The sequence below is a fragment of the Corynebacterium sp. ES2730-CONJ genome, assembly GCF_024834055.1.
Lineage (GTDB): Bacteria > Actinomycetota > Actinomycetes > Mycobacteriales > Mycobacteriaceae > Corynebacterium.
The window spans coordinates 136,625-150,674 of sequence record NZ_JANUXZ010000003.1 but is presented as its reverse complement, the minus strand read 5'-3'; the positions used below and the strand labels follow the sequence as shown (position 1 = coordinate 150,674).

Annotated in this window: 15 protein-coding genes; 6 read left to right on the top strand and 9 right to left on the bottom strand. The window is 53.8% G+C overall.

All coding sequences use genetic code 11. The features are described 5' to 3' along the window. Position 1 precedes the first annotated feature (1 nt). Positions 2–958 (bottom strand): 4-hydroxy-3-methylbut-2-enyl diphosphate reductase, encoded by a 957-nt coding sequence (locus tag NXS13_RS04760; protein WP_259078190.1) that lies wholly within the window; start codon positions 956–958, stop codon positions 2–4. Positions 959–998: 40 nt separating this feature from the next. Here NXS13_RS04760 and xseA point away from each other — a divergent pair, with 40 nt between their 5' ends. Both xseA and NXS13_RS04750 read left to right on the top strand, forming a co-directional pair. Then, positions 999–2,225 carry an exodeoxyribonuclease VII large subunit gene (xseA, locus tag NXS13_RS04755; RefSeq protein WP_396124738.1) on the top strand — a complete coding sequence of 409 codons (1,227 nt, stop codon included), beginning with the start codon at positions 999–1,001 and terminating at the stop codon, positions 2,223–2,225. Between the two features lie 20 nt (positions 2,226–2,245). Then, positions 2,246–2,500, top strand: coding sequence for an exodeoxyribonuclease VII small subunit (locus NXS13_RS04750; protein WP_259078192.1), 255 nt, complete (start codon positions 2,246–2,248; stop codon positions 2,498–2,500). On the opposite strand, the gene NXS13_RS04745 is transcribed toward NXS13_RS04750, so the two are convergent. Beyond that, entirely contained in the window at positions 2,497–3,069 is a 573-nt protein-coding gene (locus NXS13_RS04745) for a DUF4245 domain-containing protein (RefSeq protein ID WP_259289440.1), read from the bottom strand. The genes NXS13_RS04750 and NXS13_RS04745 overlap by 4 nt on opposite strands. Positions 3,070–3,298: 229 nt before the next feature. Between NXS13_RS04745 and glpX the strand changes: the two genes are divergently transcribed. After that, positions 3,299–4,318 carry a class II fructose-bisphosphatase gene (glpX, locus tag NXS13_RS04740; RefSeq protein ID WP_259078196.1) on the top strand — a complete coding sequence of 340 codons (1,020 nt, stop codon included), beginning with the start codon at positions 3,299–3,301 and terminating at the stop codon, positions 4,316–4,318. Between the two features lie 199 nt (positions 4,319–4,517). Beyond that, on the top strand, positions 4,518–5,915 hold the full coding sequence (locus NXS13_RS04735) for a class II fumarate hydratase (protein WP_259078199.1): 1,398 nt from the start codon (positions 4,518–4,520) through the stop codon (positions 5,913–5,915). 6 nt (positions 5,916–5,921) lie between these two features. Here NXS13_RS04735 and NXS13_RS04730 read toward each other — a convergent pair whose 3' ends face one another. Further along, positions 5,922–6,578, bottom strand: a complete 657-nt coding sequence (locus NXS13_RS04730; protein WP_259158288.1) for a LysR family transcriptional regulator substrate-binding protein — start codon at positions 6,576–6,578, stop codon at positions 5,922–5,924. Between the two features lie 62 nt (positions 6,579–6,640). On the opposite strand from NXS13_RS04730, the gene NXS13_RS04725 reads away from it, so the two are divergent. After that, positions 6,641–6,961: a DUF5997 family protein gene (locus NXS13_RS04725; protein ID WP_259158286.1), complete on the top strand. Its 321-nt coding sequence runs from the start codon at positions 6,641–6,643 to the stop codon at positions 6,959–6,961. A gap of 2 nt (positions 6,962–6,963) precedes the next feature. Here the strand turns inward: NXS13_RS04725 and NXS13_RS04720 are convergent, their stop codons facing one another. The 3 genes from NXS13_RS04720 to glyA form a co-directional block, all read right to left on the bottom strand. After that, positions 6,964–7,677, bottom strand: a complete 714-nt coding sequence (locus NXS13_RS04720) for an aminotransferase class IV (RefSeq protein WP_259289439.1) — start codon at positions 7,675–7,677, stop codon at positions 6,964–6,966. Then, positions 7,667–9,661, bottom strand: a complete 1,995-nt coding sequence (pabB, locus tag NXS13_RS04715) for an aminodeoxychorismate synthase component I (protein WP_259289438.1) — start codon at positions 9,659–9,661, stop codon at positions 7,667–7,669. The genes NXS13_RS04720 and pabB overlap by 11 nt, the downstream gene beginning before the upstream one ends. 100 nt (positions 9,662–9,761) lie before the next feature. Further along, on the bottom strand, positions 9,762–11,045 hold the full coding sequence (gene glyA, locus NXS13_RS04710) for a serine hydroxymethyltransferase (RefSeq protein ID WP_259078209.1): 1,284 nt from the start codon (positions 11,043–11,045) through the stop codon (positions 9,762–9,764). Between the two features lie 217 nt (positions 11,046–11,262). On the opposite strand from glyA, the gene coaA reads away from it, so the two are divergent. Further along, entirely contained in the window at positions 11,263–12,189 is a 927-nt protein-coding gene (gene coaA / locus NXS13_RS04705) for a type I pantothenate kinase (protein ID WP_259078211.1), read from the top strand. Here the strand turns inward: coaA and NXS13_RS04700 are convergent. The 3 genes from NXS13_RS04700 to NXS13_RS04690 are packed head-to-tail and all read right to left on the bottom strand — an operon-like array spanning position 12,186 to position 13,784. Further along, positions 12,186–12,689 carry a flavodoxin domain-containing protein gene (locus tag NXS13_RS04700; protein ID WP_259078213.1) on the bottom strand — a complete coding sequence of 168 codons (504 nt, stop codon included), beginning with the start codon at positions 12,687–12,689 and terminating at the stop codon, positions 12,186–12,188. The two genes, coaA and NXS13_RS04700, sit on opposite strands and share 4 nt — an antisense overlap. A gap of 40 nt (positions 12,690–12,729) precedes the next feature. Continuing rightward, positions 12,730–13,503, bottom strand: coding sequence for an isoprenyl transferase (locus NXS13_RS04695; RefSeq protein WP_259078215.1), 774 nt, complete (start codon positions 13,501–13,503; stop codon positions 12,730–12,732). Between the two features lie 5 nt (positions 13,504–13,508). Beyond that, positions 13,509–13,784 (bottom strand): hypothetical protein, encoded by a 276-nt coding sequence (locus tag NXS13_RS04690; RefSeq protein ID WP_259078217.1) that lies wholly within the window; start codon positions 13,782–13,784, stop codon positions 13,509–13,511. Between the last annotated feature and the right edge of the window lie 266 nt (positions 13,785–14,050).

Genomic DNA, 14,050 nt, shown 5'->3' with positions numbered 1-14,050 from the left:
TTTATGAGGTTCGTGCTGGTCGCAGGTCGCGCGGAAGGGCGAAGACGATCTTTTCAGCCGCGGTCCGAACTTCTTCAACGTCGTTATAGCCGTTTTTAGCCAAAAGCTCCAGCACCCCATCGACTAAGATCTCGGGAACGGATGCTCCGGAGGAAATCCCCACTGTATCCACACCGTTGAACCACGCTGGGTCAATTTGATGGGCGTAATCAACAAGATAGGCGGCCTTCGCGCCCGCTTGTAGCGCTACTTCCACGAGCCGTTTGGAATTTGAGGAATTTTGCGATCCCACCACAATGAAAAGATCAGCGCGAGCACCAATCGCTTTGACGGCAACCTGACGATTTTGGGTTGCGTAACATATGTCATCGCTAGGGGGATCGATGAGCTGCGGATACTTCTGGTGCAGCAGATCCACAATTTCCATGGTTTCGGTAACTGACAAGGTAGTTTGGGATAGCCAGATCAGCTTTTCCTTATCGGCCAAGAACTCGGGAAGGGTGGATACCCCGCCGAGGCCATCCACGAGGTGTGTGACACCCGGAGCCTCTCCTACAGTGCCTTCGACTTCTTCGTGGCCTTCGTGTCCGACAAAGAGGATATGATAGCCATCTCGGGCAAATCGTTTAACCTCGTTGTGCACCTTGGTCACGAGCGGGCACGTGGCGTCGAGAGTTGTAAGGTTAAGCTCCGCGGCTTCCCGATGCACCTCGGGGCTAACTCCGTGGGCTGAGAACACCAGATAAGCTCCGTCGGGGACCTCAAAAGTTTCATCAACAAAGATGGCGCCCCTTTCAGCGAGCGTATCTACGACGTAGCGGTTGTGTACGATTTCTTTACGCACATACACTGGTGCGCCATACTTGTCGAGAGCACGCTCGACTGTCTCAACCGCGCGGTCTACTCCTGCACAATAACCGCGCGGTGCGGCCAGGAGCACTTTCTTAGTTGATGTCATAATCTACGAGCTTAATACACATAGGGGGTCGAATTCTATCGTGGACGCAGCACACTCTCCGGAAAACGCGTGGCCAGTCAGGGAATTTAACAATAAAGTTAAAGGTTGGATCGAACGCCTAGGAACAATTTGGGTTGAGGGCCAAGTCACTCAACTCAAAGCCAACCCTCGCTGGCGCTATGGATATCTCACCCTGCGCGATGTCGAAGTTGAGGCCAGTGTGTCGGTCACGTGTCCGCACGAGCTATTAGCCACAATCCACGATGGTGACAGAATCGTTTGTTTCGGTCGACCGCAATTTTACGAAGGTCGCGGCAGCTTTTCACTTCATATAACCAAGATCGAACACCTTGGTCTCGGAGCTATGCTTGCCCGTATTGAAAAATTACGACAACAATTGGCAGCCGAAGGCCTCAGCGATCCAACGCGTAAGAAACCACTTCCTTTTCTGCCGCGACGCATCGGTTTGATAACCGGTCGCGGCTCAGCTGCCGAACGCGATGTCCTCTCGGTAGCACGGCTACGGTGGCCCGAAGTAGAATTTGAGGTTATCAATACCGCCGTGCAAGGCGCACGGGCGGTCCCTGAGATTATTGCAGCCCTGAAAACTCTTGACGAGCATCCCGATGTTGACGTCATTATTATCGCGCGTGGCGGTGGATCTGTTGAAGATTTGCTCCCCTTCTCTGAGGAAGCCTTACAGCGTCAGGTGGTGGCCACCCACACTCCGGTGGTGTCGGCAATTGGGCATGAACCGGATCGCCCCGTACTCGACGATATTGCGGATTTGCGGGCCGCTACTCCCACTGATGCGGCCAAGAGGGTAGTTCCTGATGTGGTGGCCGAACGCGAGCTGATTAAGGAGCTTCGTTACCGTAGCTCGCAGGCGTTGCGTGGCTGGGTATATAAAGAATCACGGGCCCTGAGAGATCTGCGGATGCGACCTGTATTGGCTCGACCGATGAGCCTCGTGGACCAGCATGTTCGGGATCTTTCACTTATTGCAACCCAGTTGGATGGCACCATTCACCGCTATATCGATGGCCTTAACAAAGAGATGCTAATGTTGCGCAAGCAGGTCTCGACTTTAGGCCCTGCAGCTACGCTTGAGCGCGGTTATGCTGTTGTGCAGGTATTACCCCGGGATGGAACACCACCAGAGGTAGTAACTTCAATCCAGCAGTCTCCCCCGGGTTCGCAGCTGCGCATCCGCGTGAATGATGGGTCAATTACCGCGGCAGCCATGCAGAATAAGCCCGCAGACTAACCACAAAGAAAAGGAAAACCATGCCCCACGAGACAATTGGCAGCGGCCAAGGACAAGCAGACTTCGCACCGATAGAATCCCTGCCTTACGAGCACGCCCGCAACGAACTCATCGAGATTGTCAAGATCTTAGAATTAGGTCAAATGAGTTTGGATGAATCACTACGGTACTGGGAACGTGGCGAGGCTCTAGCCCGTTACTGTGAAGAGCAACTCAGCCGTGCTGCCTCGAAGGTTGCGGAGGTCACTGGCCAGCAGGAAAACAGCCAGGATTAACCTTCAGAGATGACAGGATCCGTGAGGATTGTCCCCGCGATAATCGTGTCGAATTCTTGATCGTTGGCGGCTCCTGAGAAGAGAATGCGGACATCACCCAAGTCGATCAAGCGCACCGCGCGAACCCCCTTGTCAGGAGATTCGTACAGCTTCACGGGCGTGCCCTGAATCTGATAGCGAGCGACTAACTCACGGGGATTATTATCGTATTCTGCGATTGCTATGTCAGCCGGCAGACCCGTCTGGGTCATTTTAATATATCCATTCTCGGCAACTACCCAACCCACGACAGTTGCCGGCTGCCCATCGATACTCGAGCGTCTGGCAGAATTAGCAACCCAGTCTTGGGGAGCTTGAGGCAAGCGGAGGGGATAAGGCATAGCCCGAGACTCAAGGCTTAAAAAGGCGCGCGCATCCACTTCTTTCACGGGCCCAAATTCAGGAGCACCAACGGTGGTCGAGCACATGCCAGTTGGCGCAACCGCAACGACCATGACGATGAGGATCGCCCCAAGTGAAAGCGTGATGTCGCGGCCCGATTGGTAGATCCGTGGTTTCTCTTCAGCCATGTGTATGAGTATGTCAGTTGGCATACCGGTTGCAAAGCCTATCTACACTCTGCACCGTCCCCGATTCATACAGTCACCCCTCGTTGAGGGTAAACCCATAGCAAATACCCACTAAATGGTGTCACAATGGTGAATGTCTAGGGATTAAAATGTGGGATTGACGCAAGAGGGTCCCCCTCCCTGGACAAGTGTTGATAGCCTCCACGCCCCTGACCTACAAGGAGATACTGTGACTTATACCTCGAGCAACGAAGTACATACACCCGACCGCAATCTAGCTCTCGATCTTGTTCGGGTGACGGAAGCCGCAGCGTTAGCAGCAGGACGTTGGGTGGGACGGGGCGAGAAGAATAACGGTGATCGAGCCGCGGTGGACGCCATGCGAACCCTTTTAAATTCTGTCCCCATGAAAGGAGTCATTGTTATTGGAGAAGGGGAAAAAGATCACGCCCCCATGCTCTTTAACGGCGAAAAAGTAGGCACCGGCGAAGGCCCTGAGGTTGATATCGCCATCGACCCTGTCGACGGCACCACGCTCATGGCAGAGGGGCGCCCCAATGCTATATCGGTTCTCGCTGCTGCCGAGCGCGGCACGATGTATGATCCGTCGGCAGTCTTCTATATGAAAAAAATCGCAGTAGGCCCGGACTGTGTTGGAGCCATTGATATTAATGCCCCGGTCTCCACCAATATTTCCGCAGTAGCGCGAGCAAAGGGAATTAATAAATCCGATGTCACCGTGGTGGTCCTCGACCGCCCCCGACACGCCGAGCTTATAAGAGATATTCGGGAGGCTGGAGCTAAGGTGCGTTTAATCAGAGACGGCGATGTTGCGGGCGCCGTCGCCGCGGCTCAGATGCGTCGTTCGGTCGATATAATGATGGGTGTTGGCGGAACCCCCGAGGGAATTATTACCGCCTGCGCGATGAAATGCATGGGTGGAGAAATTCAAGGGATTCTCGCCCCCCAGAACGACGCCGAGCGCAGCCGCGCTCGAGCAGCGGGCCACGATCTTAATCGGGTGTTGGGAACCGATGACCTAGTCCGTGGAGATAACTGCTATTTCGTTGCTACCGGCCTGACTAATGGAGATATGCTGCGCGGAGTGAGCTATCGCCGAAACGGCGCCACAACGCGTTCGCTGGTGATGCGTTCGCGCAGCGGCACGGTGCGCTATATCGAATCCGTGCATCAGCTTGCAAAACTACAGGAGTATTCCGCTGTGGATTATCACGCCGACCTCAGATAGCGGGAAAGGGTTGGTGAGGTGATTCATGCCACGAAGCTAGGCCTTCTTGAGCGCTTTAACTCCCGCTGCCCTCGTTTTTGAGCCATACTAGGTTAAGCGCTGGGATTGCTCGTGCGCCTGCCACGCCGAGTGCCCAGTCGACCCAATTTTCCGCAGAAAGTTCTTTTACTTTCACATATTTAAAAGGTTGGAAACGTATATGACTGAATTCCGCATCGAACACGACACTATGGGTGAAGTGAAGGTTCCCGTTAAGGCTCTATGGCGAGCCCAAACCCAGCGTGCTGTGGAGAATTTCCCTATCTCTGGTCGCGGCCTTGAGTCCGCTCAAATCCGGGCCCTCGGCTTACTTAAAGCGGCCTGCGCCCAGGTCAATAAAGACCGTGGTTTGCTCCCTACCGAGCAAGCTGAGGCCATCATCGCGGCTGCTAAGGAAATTGCCGAGGGGAAGCACGACGCTGAATTCCCCATCGATGTATTCCAAACTGGTTCGGGTACCTCATCGAATATGAATACCAACGAGGTCATTGCCTCCATTGCGCATCTCAATGGTGTCGAAGTCCACCCCAACGATCATGTGAATATGGGCCAGTCCTCCAACGACACCTTCCCCACTGCTACCCATATTGCCGCGACTGAGGCTGCGGTGCGCGACCTTATTCCAGGCCTGAAGGTACTGCACGCCTCTCTTGCCGCTAAAGCTAAAGAATGGGAGAGCGTTGTTAAGTCTGGCCGTACTCACCTCATGGACGCGGTCCCTGTGACCCTAGGCCAGGAGTTCAGCGGGTATGCCCGCCAAATTGAGGCTGGTATCGAGCGCGTTGAGGCTTGCCTCCCACGCTTGGGCGAACTTCCTATTGGTGGTACCGCTACCGGCACCGGCTTGAATACTCCCGCTGATTTCGGCGCAAAAGTCACCGCTGAACTAGTCAAGCTCACTGGAGTTGAGGAGCTGAAAGAGTGTGTTAACCACTTCGAGGCGCAGGCAGCCCGCGATGGGTTGGTGGAATTCTCAGGAGCTATGCGCACGATCGCCGTTTCTTTAAACAAGATCGCTAACGATATCCGTCTCATGGGCTCCGGCCCACTGACTGGTCTCGGTGAGATTCACCTTCCTGATCTCCAACCAGGTTCTTCCATCATGCCTGGCAAGGTGAATCCAGTGCTCTGCGAAACTGCTACCCAGGTGGCAGCGCAAGTCATTGGCAATGACGCAGCTGTAGCATTTGGTGGCTCCCAGGGGCACTTTGAGCTCAACGTATTCATCCCGGTGATGGCACGCAACGTCTTAGAGTCGGCTCGCCTGCTCGCTAATACTGCGCGCCAGTTTGCTACTCGACTAGTGGATGGAATCGAGCCCAATGTCGAGCGCATGAAGACACTTGCTGAGTCCTCCCCGTCTATTGTGACCCCGCTGAACTCCGCTATCGGCTATGAAAATGCCGCGAAGGTGGCAAAGACCGCACTCAAGGAAGGCAAGACGATTCGGCAGACCGTTATCGATCTAGGCTTTGTTGACGGAGAAAAACTGACCGAGGAAGAACTCGATAAACGCCTCGACGTTTTGGCGATGGCCAATACTGACCGCGATCACTAATCTCCGCTATCGGCTGCGCCGCTTGTTGTGCTTTGCTGGCACGCGTTTCGACGCCAAGCGGCGCTTTGCTTTATCTCGAGCTTTTTGTTGGGCGGATCGTTGTGGCTGCGTATGCCGCGAGGAGTTACTCGTTCGCCCTTTAGCAATGCCTACAAAATCCTGAATATCGTCACTGTCTTCGGATTTCAACCATACTAAGGCGATGGTGGTGGGGGGAGTTTCACTCTCGATTAATGGACGATGTGCTACGCGTGCCCCGCTGAGAGCTTTGAGCATAGGACGCGGAGCAATAACCACACCTACATTGGCTGCCACAGTGTGTAGGTGCGTACGAATCTCCTCGATTTTGAGGGCTTCGGTATACCGGGTATGAACAATTTCGCCGTCTAGTTCCGCTGGCGTGACTGCGTCTAAAAGATTTAAAGGATGGTCACTGGGGAATGCCACTCCTACTTGCTCTTGGTACAAGCGGACCACATGGTAGGTGTCATCGAGACGCGAATCTGGAATCCGAGTGAGCGCTAAGACAACCTCACCCCTGATTAACTCGGCAAGCGGATCATCGCTGGCGTGAACCTTAAGCTCGGTCTGAGAGGTGCGATCTCGGAAGCGTCGAAACCACTTATCGGGTTCGGTTCCAGTGATAAAACTTAAGGTGAGCATGAAATAATGGTACCGTCTACTACGTGAATGAAGAATCTGCACGCAAACCGTCTGGGATTTATATGAAGCCCCAGACAGCCGCTAAGAAGCTAGGCATCTACTTGCCCGCCGCCCCAGAGGAGTTCCAACATACTGCGCTCAGTCACGAAGAATTTGTGGCTTTGCAAGAGGCAGCCCCTCATTGGTTGGAAGAGTTACGCCGCACTGGGCCGCATCCTCGCCCAGTGGTGGCTCAGAAACTGGGTATCACCATCGCCGCTCTGAAGCGCAATGACATGGATAAGCCCTTAACTACTGCCGAGATTAAGGACTTGCTCAATAACCAGCCGGAGTGGCTGCGCACCGAACGAACTAACCTCGCGGAAAACCGCGATTCACACTAGGTTTAAGCTCCCCACGCTCTATTTGCTCGCTCGAGCAGGTTGACATTCTGCGGGAGGATCAAGGTCTGAGCCTCGTCGTTCACGATGCTGGTCAGGGCTGTCCATCCATGAAGAGCTGACCCGACCATGGCGACGTGCTTAGCGAGCGTCGCCACAGTTATATCCTTGCGGATTATAGGTATGTGGGTAGCAGTTCTTTTCAACGTCGTGGAATTCACGATGCCCAGCTCGCTCCGCGGGCTACAAAGCTGTTCTCCTTCCCACCAAGCAACAACCGCATATCCGGCCTCTTTAACCAAGCCGTCCGGATTGAGGAAGAGAATATCGTCGCACCCGTAGCCTCCAGCCCTCAAGGAATCAATGAGACCAAGGTCCCACCCCTTTATCTCAGGTCGCTCACGGGTGTCGGTGACACTAAAGAGTGAGGTCTCCGTACGAATTGGCCGCATGGATCGTAACCTGAGGAATATCTGGCCTGTCTTTACCTCGTATTCGAGGCGGGGAAATCCCCACATAATATCACTGAGTGCGGCCTCGAGGATCTTCCTTGGAACACAAATTCCGCAGGCCTGAGAAAAACGCTCAAGGTGCAGATCGAGATGGGATGTGCGGCCGAGCTCCACAGGGAAGGAATCTATGATAACGCGCCCAGATACTTTGTGGGAGGTAGGAACGAATCCCTGAGCGGGATCGAATACCAACAGATCAATGTCCACGAGGGAAATCCTGCGCCACACTGTCGGTTAGGGGTCGGGCTTTGGTCATAATCTCAGCATATTCCGCTACGGGATCAGACTGGGCAACAATCGCCCCTCCCACTCCATAGCGCGCCTGGCCACCTGAGATAACTAAGGTTCGAATCACCATGGAGAGATCAAACTGGCCGTCGCAGCTAAAATAGCCCAGCGCGCCCGAATAAATACCGCGTGGCCCCTTCTCCAGTTCTGAGATAATGCGCATTGTTCGCTCTTTAGGTGCGCCCGTCATCGAACCGCCTGGAAACGTCGCTCGCATAATCTCAGAGATACCCACTCCCGGCGCGCGCTGTGCGCGCACAGTGCTCACGAGCTGATGGGTACTCGCGAAACTCTCCACTTCAAAAAGAGGAGCCGCTACTACCGTCCCGGGCTGGGCAATGCGAGCGAGGTCATTGCGTACTAGATCCACAATCATAAGATTTTCGGCACGGTCTTTTGGGTGAGACAGTAAATCGTTTCTAAGGGCTTGATCCTCCCGCGGGTCGTAGCTGCGAGCCCTTGTCCCTTTGATGGGGCGAGACTCTATCACGCCATCTTGATCGCAGTGGAGGAATCGCTCAGGCGAACTTGACATTACTTGGGTGTTGGAAAAATTGAGCCAAGCTCCTAGCGGAGTGCGGTTGCGAAATTGTGCATAACAACTCCTCGGGTCGAAACTATCGATGGTTGCCGTAAGTTGCGTAGTCAAACACACCTCATAGGAATCTCCCTCCGCAATATACTCTTGGGCACGCTGAATGGCAGCTAGGTATTCAACTTCCGAATGCCAGGCTGTGAGTTTTCCTATGTTCGTTGGAAAATAATGAGGTGATGTAGCGCTCACTGTCTGCGCCATTCTGCGTGCCCAGTGGTGCTGAGCGAGATTCGCCTTGGCTGCACCCTCTTTGGTGAGATAGAGGATATGAGTTTTCTTACTTCGATGGTCAAACGCTAGAGCTCTGTCACTGAGTACAAAGTGCAGGGCTGCTGGATGATCCTCGGGATTGAGCGCGTCATGAACCTCGTAGCCAAAATAGCCCACGAAGCCGAGGCTAAAGCTAAGTTCTAGGTCTCTGACCGCGGAGGTGTCTGCGTGAATCAGAGCATCTTCCAAAAGCTCGATATTACCCTGCCCTCCGGGATTTCGGGCAGCACCCCACCCTTGGACTTCTCGGGCGAAAGGACCGCCCTTGATACCGAGATAACTCCAGCGACCATCACGGTGGTGCGGATCGGTGGAATCGAGAAGATACACAGGATCAGCTGTTATGTTGAGAGGATCCACGCAGCCCTCGATAGTCTTAACCTCTACCCGATAGCCTGAGTGTACTTTGGCTATGGGCTTTGGTGGGGCGGGGTGTGCGACCGTGCATTGAGATGAGGAATTTTTATGGTTTTTCGCGAGATTGAGAAAATTCTCGATCAAGCGGTGTCCGTCGAAACCCCCAATGGATTCGGGGTGGAATTGGACACCCCATTGGGGTTTGCTGCGATGCCTGATTGCCATGATCGTGGTGTCATCGGCGCGCGCTGTGATGTCAAATTCAGCAGGAATATTGGTGATGGCTCTGGAGTGATAGCGAACTACTTCCAAAGGGGATGTTAAACCGGCAAAGAGGTCTTGGCCATCATGCTTGATCCAGCTCGTGCGGCCGTGCATGGGCGTGGGGGCCAGTATTGACTGGGCTCCGTAGGCGAAGCCTAGCGCTTGGTGCCCCAGACAGACACCAAGTAATGGGGTTATACTGTGGCGGATAATCTCGAGGCTATTGCCAATATCTTGCGAGTTCTCGACTGCTCCAGGACCAGGCGAGAGAATGATGGCATCTGCCGTATCTGCCAGCGCCACCGTCATATCTCGAAAATCAATGACATCGACACGGGCGCTGGGGAGAATATCCAGGATATACGTGTGCACGTTATAGGTAAATGAATCTTGGTGATCGACGATAATGATATGCACATCAGCTAAGGTAGACGAGGTCCACGGGTTTTGACAATAAAGCCCCGCTGCCCGAGGTTTAACTTTCTCTAGGCAACGGGGCTCGGATTTTCAGAGATTTTTAAAACATCTTCCAATCTTCTAGACCTGGATAGAGGGGGAATTTTTTCGTGAGAGCATCAACTCGCTCGCGTAGGTTTGTGAGATTTTCCGATCCGGTTAGAGCCGCTGCGATGATGTCTGCTACCTCCGCAAAGGCGTCGTGGTCGAAGCCGCGCGTAGCTAGGGCCGGGGTACCAATGCGCAGGCCGGAAGTTACCATCGGTGGGCGCGGATCGAATGGGACGGCATTGCGGTTGACGGTAATTCCCGCTTCATGCAGCAGATCCTCGGCTTCTTGCCCATTGAGCTGAGAATTGCGCAGATCCACAAGTGCAAGGTGGACATCGGTTCCACCGGTTAATACATCGACTCCCGCGCGGGTGCAATCGTTTTGCATCAGGCGTTCGGCTAGAACTTTGGCACCATCGAGCGTGCGATGTTGGCGCTCGGCGAATTCAGAAGTGGCCGCAATCTTCATGGCTACCGCTTTTGCGGCAATCGCGTGCACCAAAGGGCCGCCCTGCTGTCCCGGGAAGACGCTGGAATTTAGAGCCTTGGCGTAGTCCTGTTTGGCTAAAATAATACCGGAGCGGGGTCCGCCCAAAGTCTTGTGTACTGTCGTGGACACCACGTCGGCATAGGGCACGGGGCTCGGGTGAACGCCTGCTGCAACGAGCCCAGCAAAATGCGCCATATCGACCCATAATTTGGCCCCTACTTCATCGGCGATATCCCTGAAGGCGGCAAAATCGAGATGTCGCGGATACGCAGACCAACCAGCGATGAGAACCTGAGGTCGCTCCTTGAGGGCCATATCGCGTACTTGATCCATATCCACTCGGAATGTGTGCGGATCGACCCCATAGGCTGCAACCTCATAGAATCTGCCGGAAAAATTGAGCTTCATGCCGTGCGTGAGGTGACCACCGTGCGCTAAGGACAGACCCATGATCTTATCCCCTGGCTGAGCGAGCGCCATGAGCACCGCGGCATTGGCCTGGGCACCCGCGTGGGGCTGGACATTGGCAAATTCTGCACCAAAAAGGTCCTTAGCTCGTGATCGGGCTAGATCTTCCACGACATCGGCGTGCTCGCAGCCACCGTAATAACGGCGACCTGGATATCCTTCGGCATATTTGTTAGTAAAGACAGAACCTTGCGCCTGCAGCACGGCACGGGGAACAAAATTCTCTGAGGCAATCATTTCGAGGGTGGAGCGCTGTCTCGAGAGCTCTCCCGAAATCGCCTCGGCAATATCTGGATCTAATTCAGCAAGGGATTGGTAGCGAATATCATTAGACATGAGGGCTTTATGGAACCTTTCTCTTTCAATTGAGCTCTTCTTTATCGTGATCCAACCTAAGAATTCAGGGTACCAGCGGTCAGTGATGGAAAGGGTTGGGGATCTTTAAGGCTCAGATCTAAGAATATACTCACGTTCCCCTGCGACGGGAGCGCTTCGTATTTTTAGTTTCAACCAGTTTGCCCTTCTTATGCTGTGGTTGGCACAATTTAGGTTTATGTCCCGCGCAAAAATAGGTAGTCCCTATCTGGAATTCGATCGCGAATCCTGGCGATACCTGAGAAAGTCTTTTCCCCAAGTTCTCAGCGAACACGAGGTTGAGCAACTTCGAGGCATCGGAGAAAACCTCGATATCGAAGAGGTCGCCGAAGTCTACCTTCCCATCTCTCGTTTGATCCACCTGCAGGTTGCAGCACGCCAAGGGTTGCACGCAGCTACCCATACCTTTCTCGGCGAAGGTCCAGAACACGTCCCTTTCGTCATTGGTATCGCGGGGTCGGTAGCCGTCGGCAAATCGACGACTGCGCGATTATTGCAAGTTCTCCTGCAACGCTGGCCCAACCACCCACATGTAGATCTTGTCACTACCGATGGATTCCTTTATCCAGCCCGTGAGCTAAGGCGGCGCGGTCTCATGGAACGCAAGGGCTACCCCGAAACCTATGATCAACGCGCGCTCTTGCGTTTTGTGAGTGATGTGAAAGCGGGCAAGGCACCTGTGCATGCACCGGTTTATTCGCATACTCTCTACGACCGAGTACCCGAGACCTACCACGTAGTTTCACGTCCCGATATTCTTATTGTGGAGGGGCTCAACGTTTTACAGCCGAGTCCGAACCTAGCAATATCCGACCTATTCGACTTTTCTGTCTATGTGGACGCGGAGAGCGGGGACATCGAACAATGGTATATCAATCGTTTCCTGGAGCTGCGCTATTCCTCGTTTAAAGAGCCTGACTCCCACTTTCGGCATTTTGCTGATCTTGGCGATGAGGAAGCCACCGCTCAAGCCCGCAGTATCTGGCAAACGATTAACCTGCCCAACCTGGTAGAGAATATTCTGCCTACCCGTGCGAGGGCTTCACTGGTGTTGGTCAAGGGCGCCGACCACAGTGTGCAGCACGTGCGCATGCGCAAAGTCTAGAAAGAATTGATCCACTGTTCGATGGGGTCTAACTCCGCGAAGTTAACTAGATCGATATCACGTCCAAAGGTATCCAATATATTTTGCTCGGCCGGGTTCCTCAGGGGTTTGAGAGCAATGCCTGCTGCTAGAGCTCGCATCATAGTTTTGTGCTTGGTGGAAAGTTGAGAATAGATCAGCCTACCGGGAAGGTAAAAACGTTGATAATGCGGGGCGAGACGTGCCAGGCTGTCTTTTTCCCGCGCATAGTCAACGGGAGACATACCGACCACAGCGAGCGCAATCGGGGGCTGGTACTCGCCTAAAGCCGCGGCCCCCTCCACGGCGGGGATCACCGGCCCGTGAATAAAACTGAAGAAGACGACCGGCTGGCCGTCTTTCGGCACGGCTGCATCTAAGGTGTGAGCATGGGTACTCAAACGCTGAGCTAATTCCTCGGCGTAATCCCTGCTGGATCCGTATTGGGAGTCATAGCGGATATGGGCTACGGGTGTGGTCAAGAGCTGCTCACTCCTTCGAGTGTTGTCTACTTAAAGAATGTTATTTTCCGAAGCGGCGAGAGCGTTTGGAGTAGTCACGCAATGCTCTTAAAAAGTCGAGCCGTCGGAAGGCAGGCCAATAGGTATCGGTGAACCAAATCTCGGAATACGCGGACTGCCACAGCATAAAACCAGATAAACGTTGTTCACCGGAAGTTCTGATAACCAGGTCAGGATCAGGCTGGCCTGAGGTATACAGGTGAGAGGAAATGGATTCAGCACTAATCTGTCGAGCCATCTCAGCTGCGGATATTCCCTGGGTGGCGGCATCTGCGATCACAGCGCGGACCGCATCCACAATCTCTTGGCGCCCACCATAACCCACGGCCACATTCACTGTAACCCCACAGTGTTCCAAAGTTTTATGAGATGCTTTTTGCAACCGCGCTGCAATATGCTCTGGCAGTAAGTCGAGGTGTCCCACCAGGCGAACGACACAGTCACGCTGCGGGGCGGCTAGCTCATCGACAACATCGCCAATGATATCGAGCAGTAACTGCAATTCATCAGGGCTGCGCTCCAGATTTTCAGTCGATAGGAGGTAGACAGTAACCGATTTGATTTTGGTTCCCTTGCACCAGGACACTAGCTCACCAATCTTCTTAGCGCCCACTCGATGCCCTTGGCTGACATCAATGAAGCCGGCTTCCCGCGCCCACCGTCTGTTTCCATCGCACATGATGGCGACATGGCTTGGTTGTTCCACATCGGCGATTTCACACAGGAGGCGGCGTTCGTATAGAGGATAAAGGAGCGAGGGGAGAGAAAATCTCATCGACCCTAGAACCAATGCTTTTTGCGCTGGTCAAGAAGGCCGGCTTCTGCCATCGCTCGATCCAGAGCGCCAGCATCAAATGGATCAATTTGGTGTTCCTCAGCAAAAAGCCGGCGTCGATTCAGGCGTGAGTAGCGTCGATGAAAAGCCCAACCGATGAATAGCACCGCGACGACTAGAGCTACCAAAACGAACCAGCCGATTGGTGATGCCTTGCCAAATTCGCTGCCGACGGGTCCTGGACCCTGCTGCGCTAAAAAGATCACAGATGAAAAATCCACCGGATATACTCCCAAAGTCTGTGCTGGTATTGAGACACTTAGTGTGAGGCATCGCAACTAATGCTGTCTTCAGCGATTTAACTGCCCGCCACTACCCTATCGAGCATTAAGTATATCCGCACACCCGCCCGTGGTGGGTATCCTCATCTCAATGCAGCTCTCAAACGAGTGCGAGAGGTCCCTCTCCGCCGCAGCTCACCGCGTTGGGAGCATCAGACATGAATCCTGTCACGTTGATGATTCCGGGCCATAACTTATTGCCAAGG

Coding starts and splice junctions, on each gene's coding strand:
- NXS13_RS04735 (WP_259078199.1), top strand. CDS start 4,518: ATGACTGAATTCCGCATCGAACACGACACTATGGGTGAAGTGAAGGTT.
- NXS13_RS04695 (WP_259078215.1), bottom strand. CDS start 13,503: ATGAGATTTTCTCTCCCCTCGCTCCTTTATCCTCTATACGAACGCCGC.
- NXS13_RS04730 (WP_259158288.1), bottom strand. CDS start 6,578: ATGCTCACCTTAAGTTTTATCACTGGAACCGAACCCGATAAGTGGTTT.
- coaA (WP_259078211.1), top strand. CDS start 11,263: ATGTCCCGCGCAAAAATAGGTAGTCCCTATCTGGAATTCGATCGCGAA.
- NXS13_RS04725 (WP_259158286.1), top strand. CDS start 6,641: ATGAAGCCCCAGACAGCCGCTAAGAAGCTAGGCATCTACTTGCCCGCC.
- NXS13_RS04745 (WP_259289440.1), bottom strand. CDS start 3,069: ATGGCTGAAGAGAAACCACGGATCTACCAATCGGGCCGCGACATCACG.
- NXS13_RS04750 (WP_259078192.1), top strand. CDS start 2,246: ATGCCCCACGAGACAATTGGCAGCGGCCAAGGACAAGCAGACTTCGCA.
- glyA (WP_259078209.1), bottom strand. CDS start 11,045: ATGTCTAATGATATTCGCTACCAATCCCTTGCTGAATTAGATCCAGAT.
- NXS13_RS04760 (WP_259078190.1), bottom strand. CDS start 958: ATGACATCAACTAAGAAAGTGCTCCTGGCCGCACCGCGCGGTTATTGT.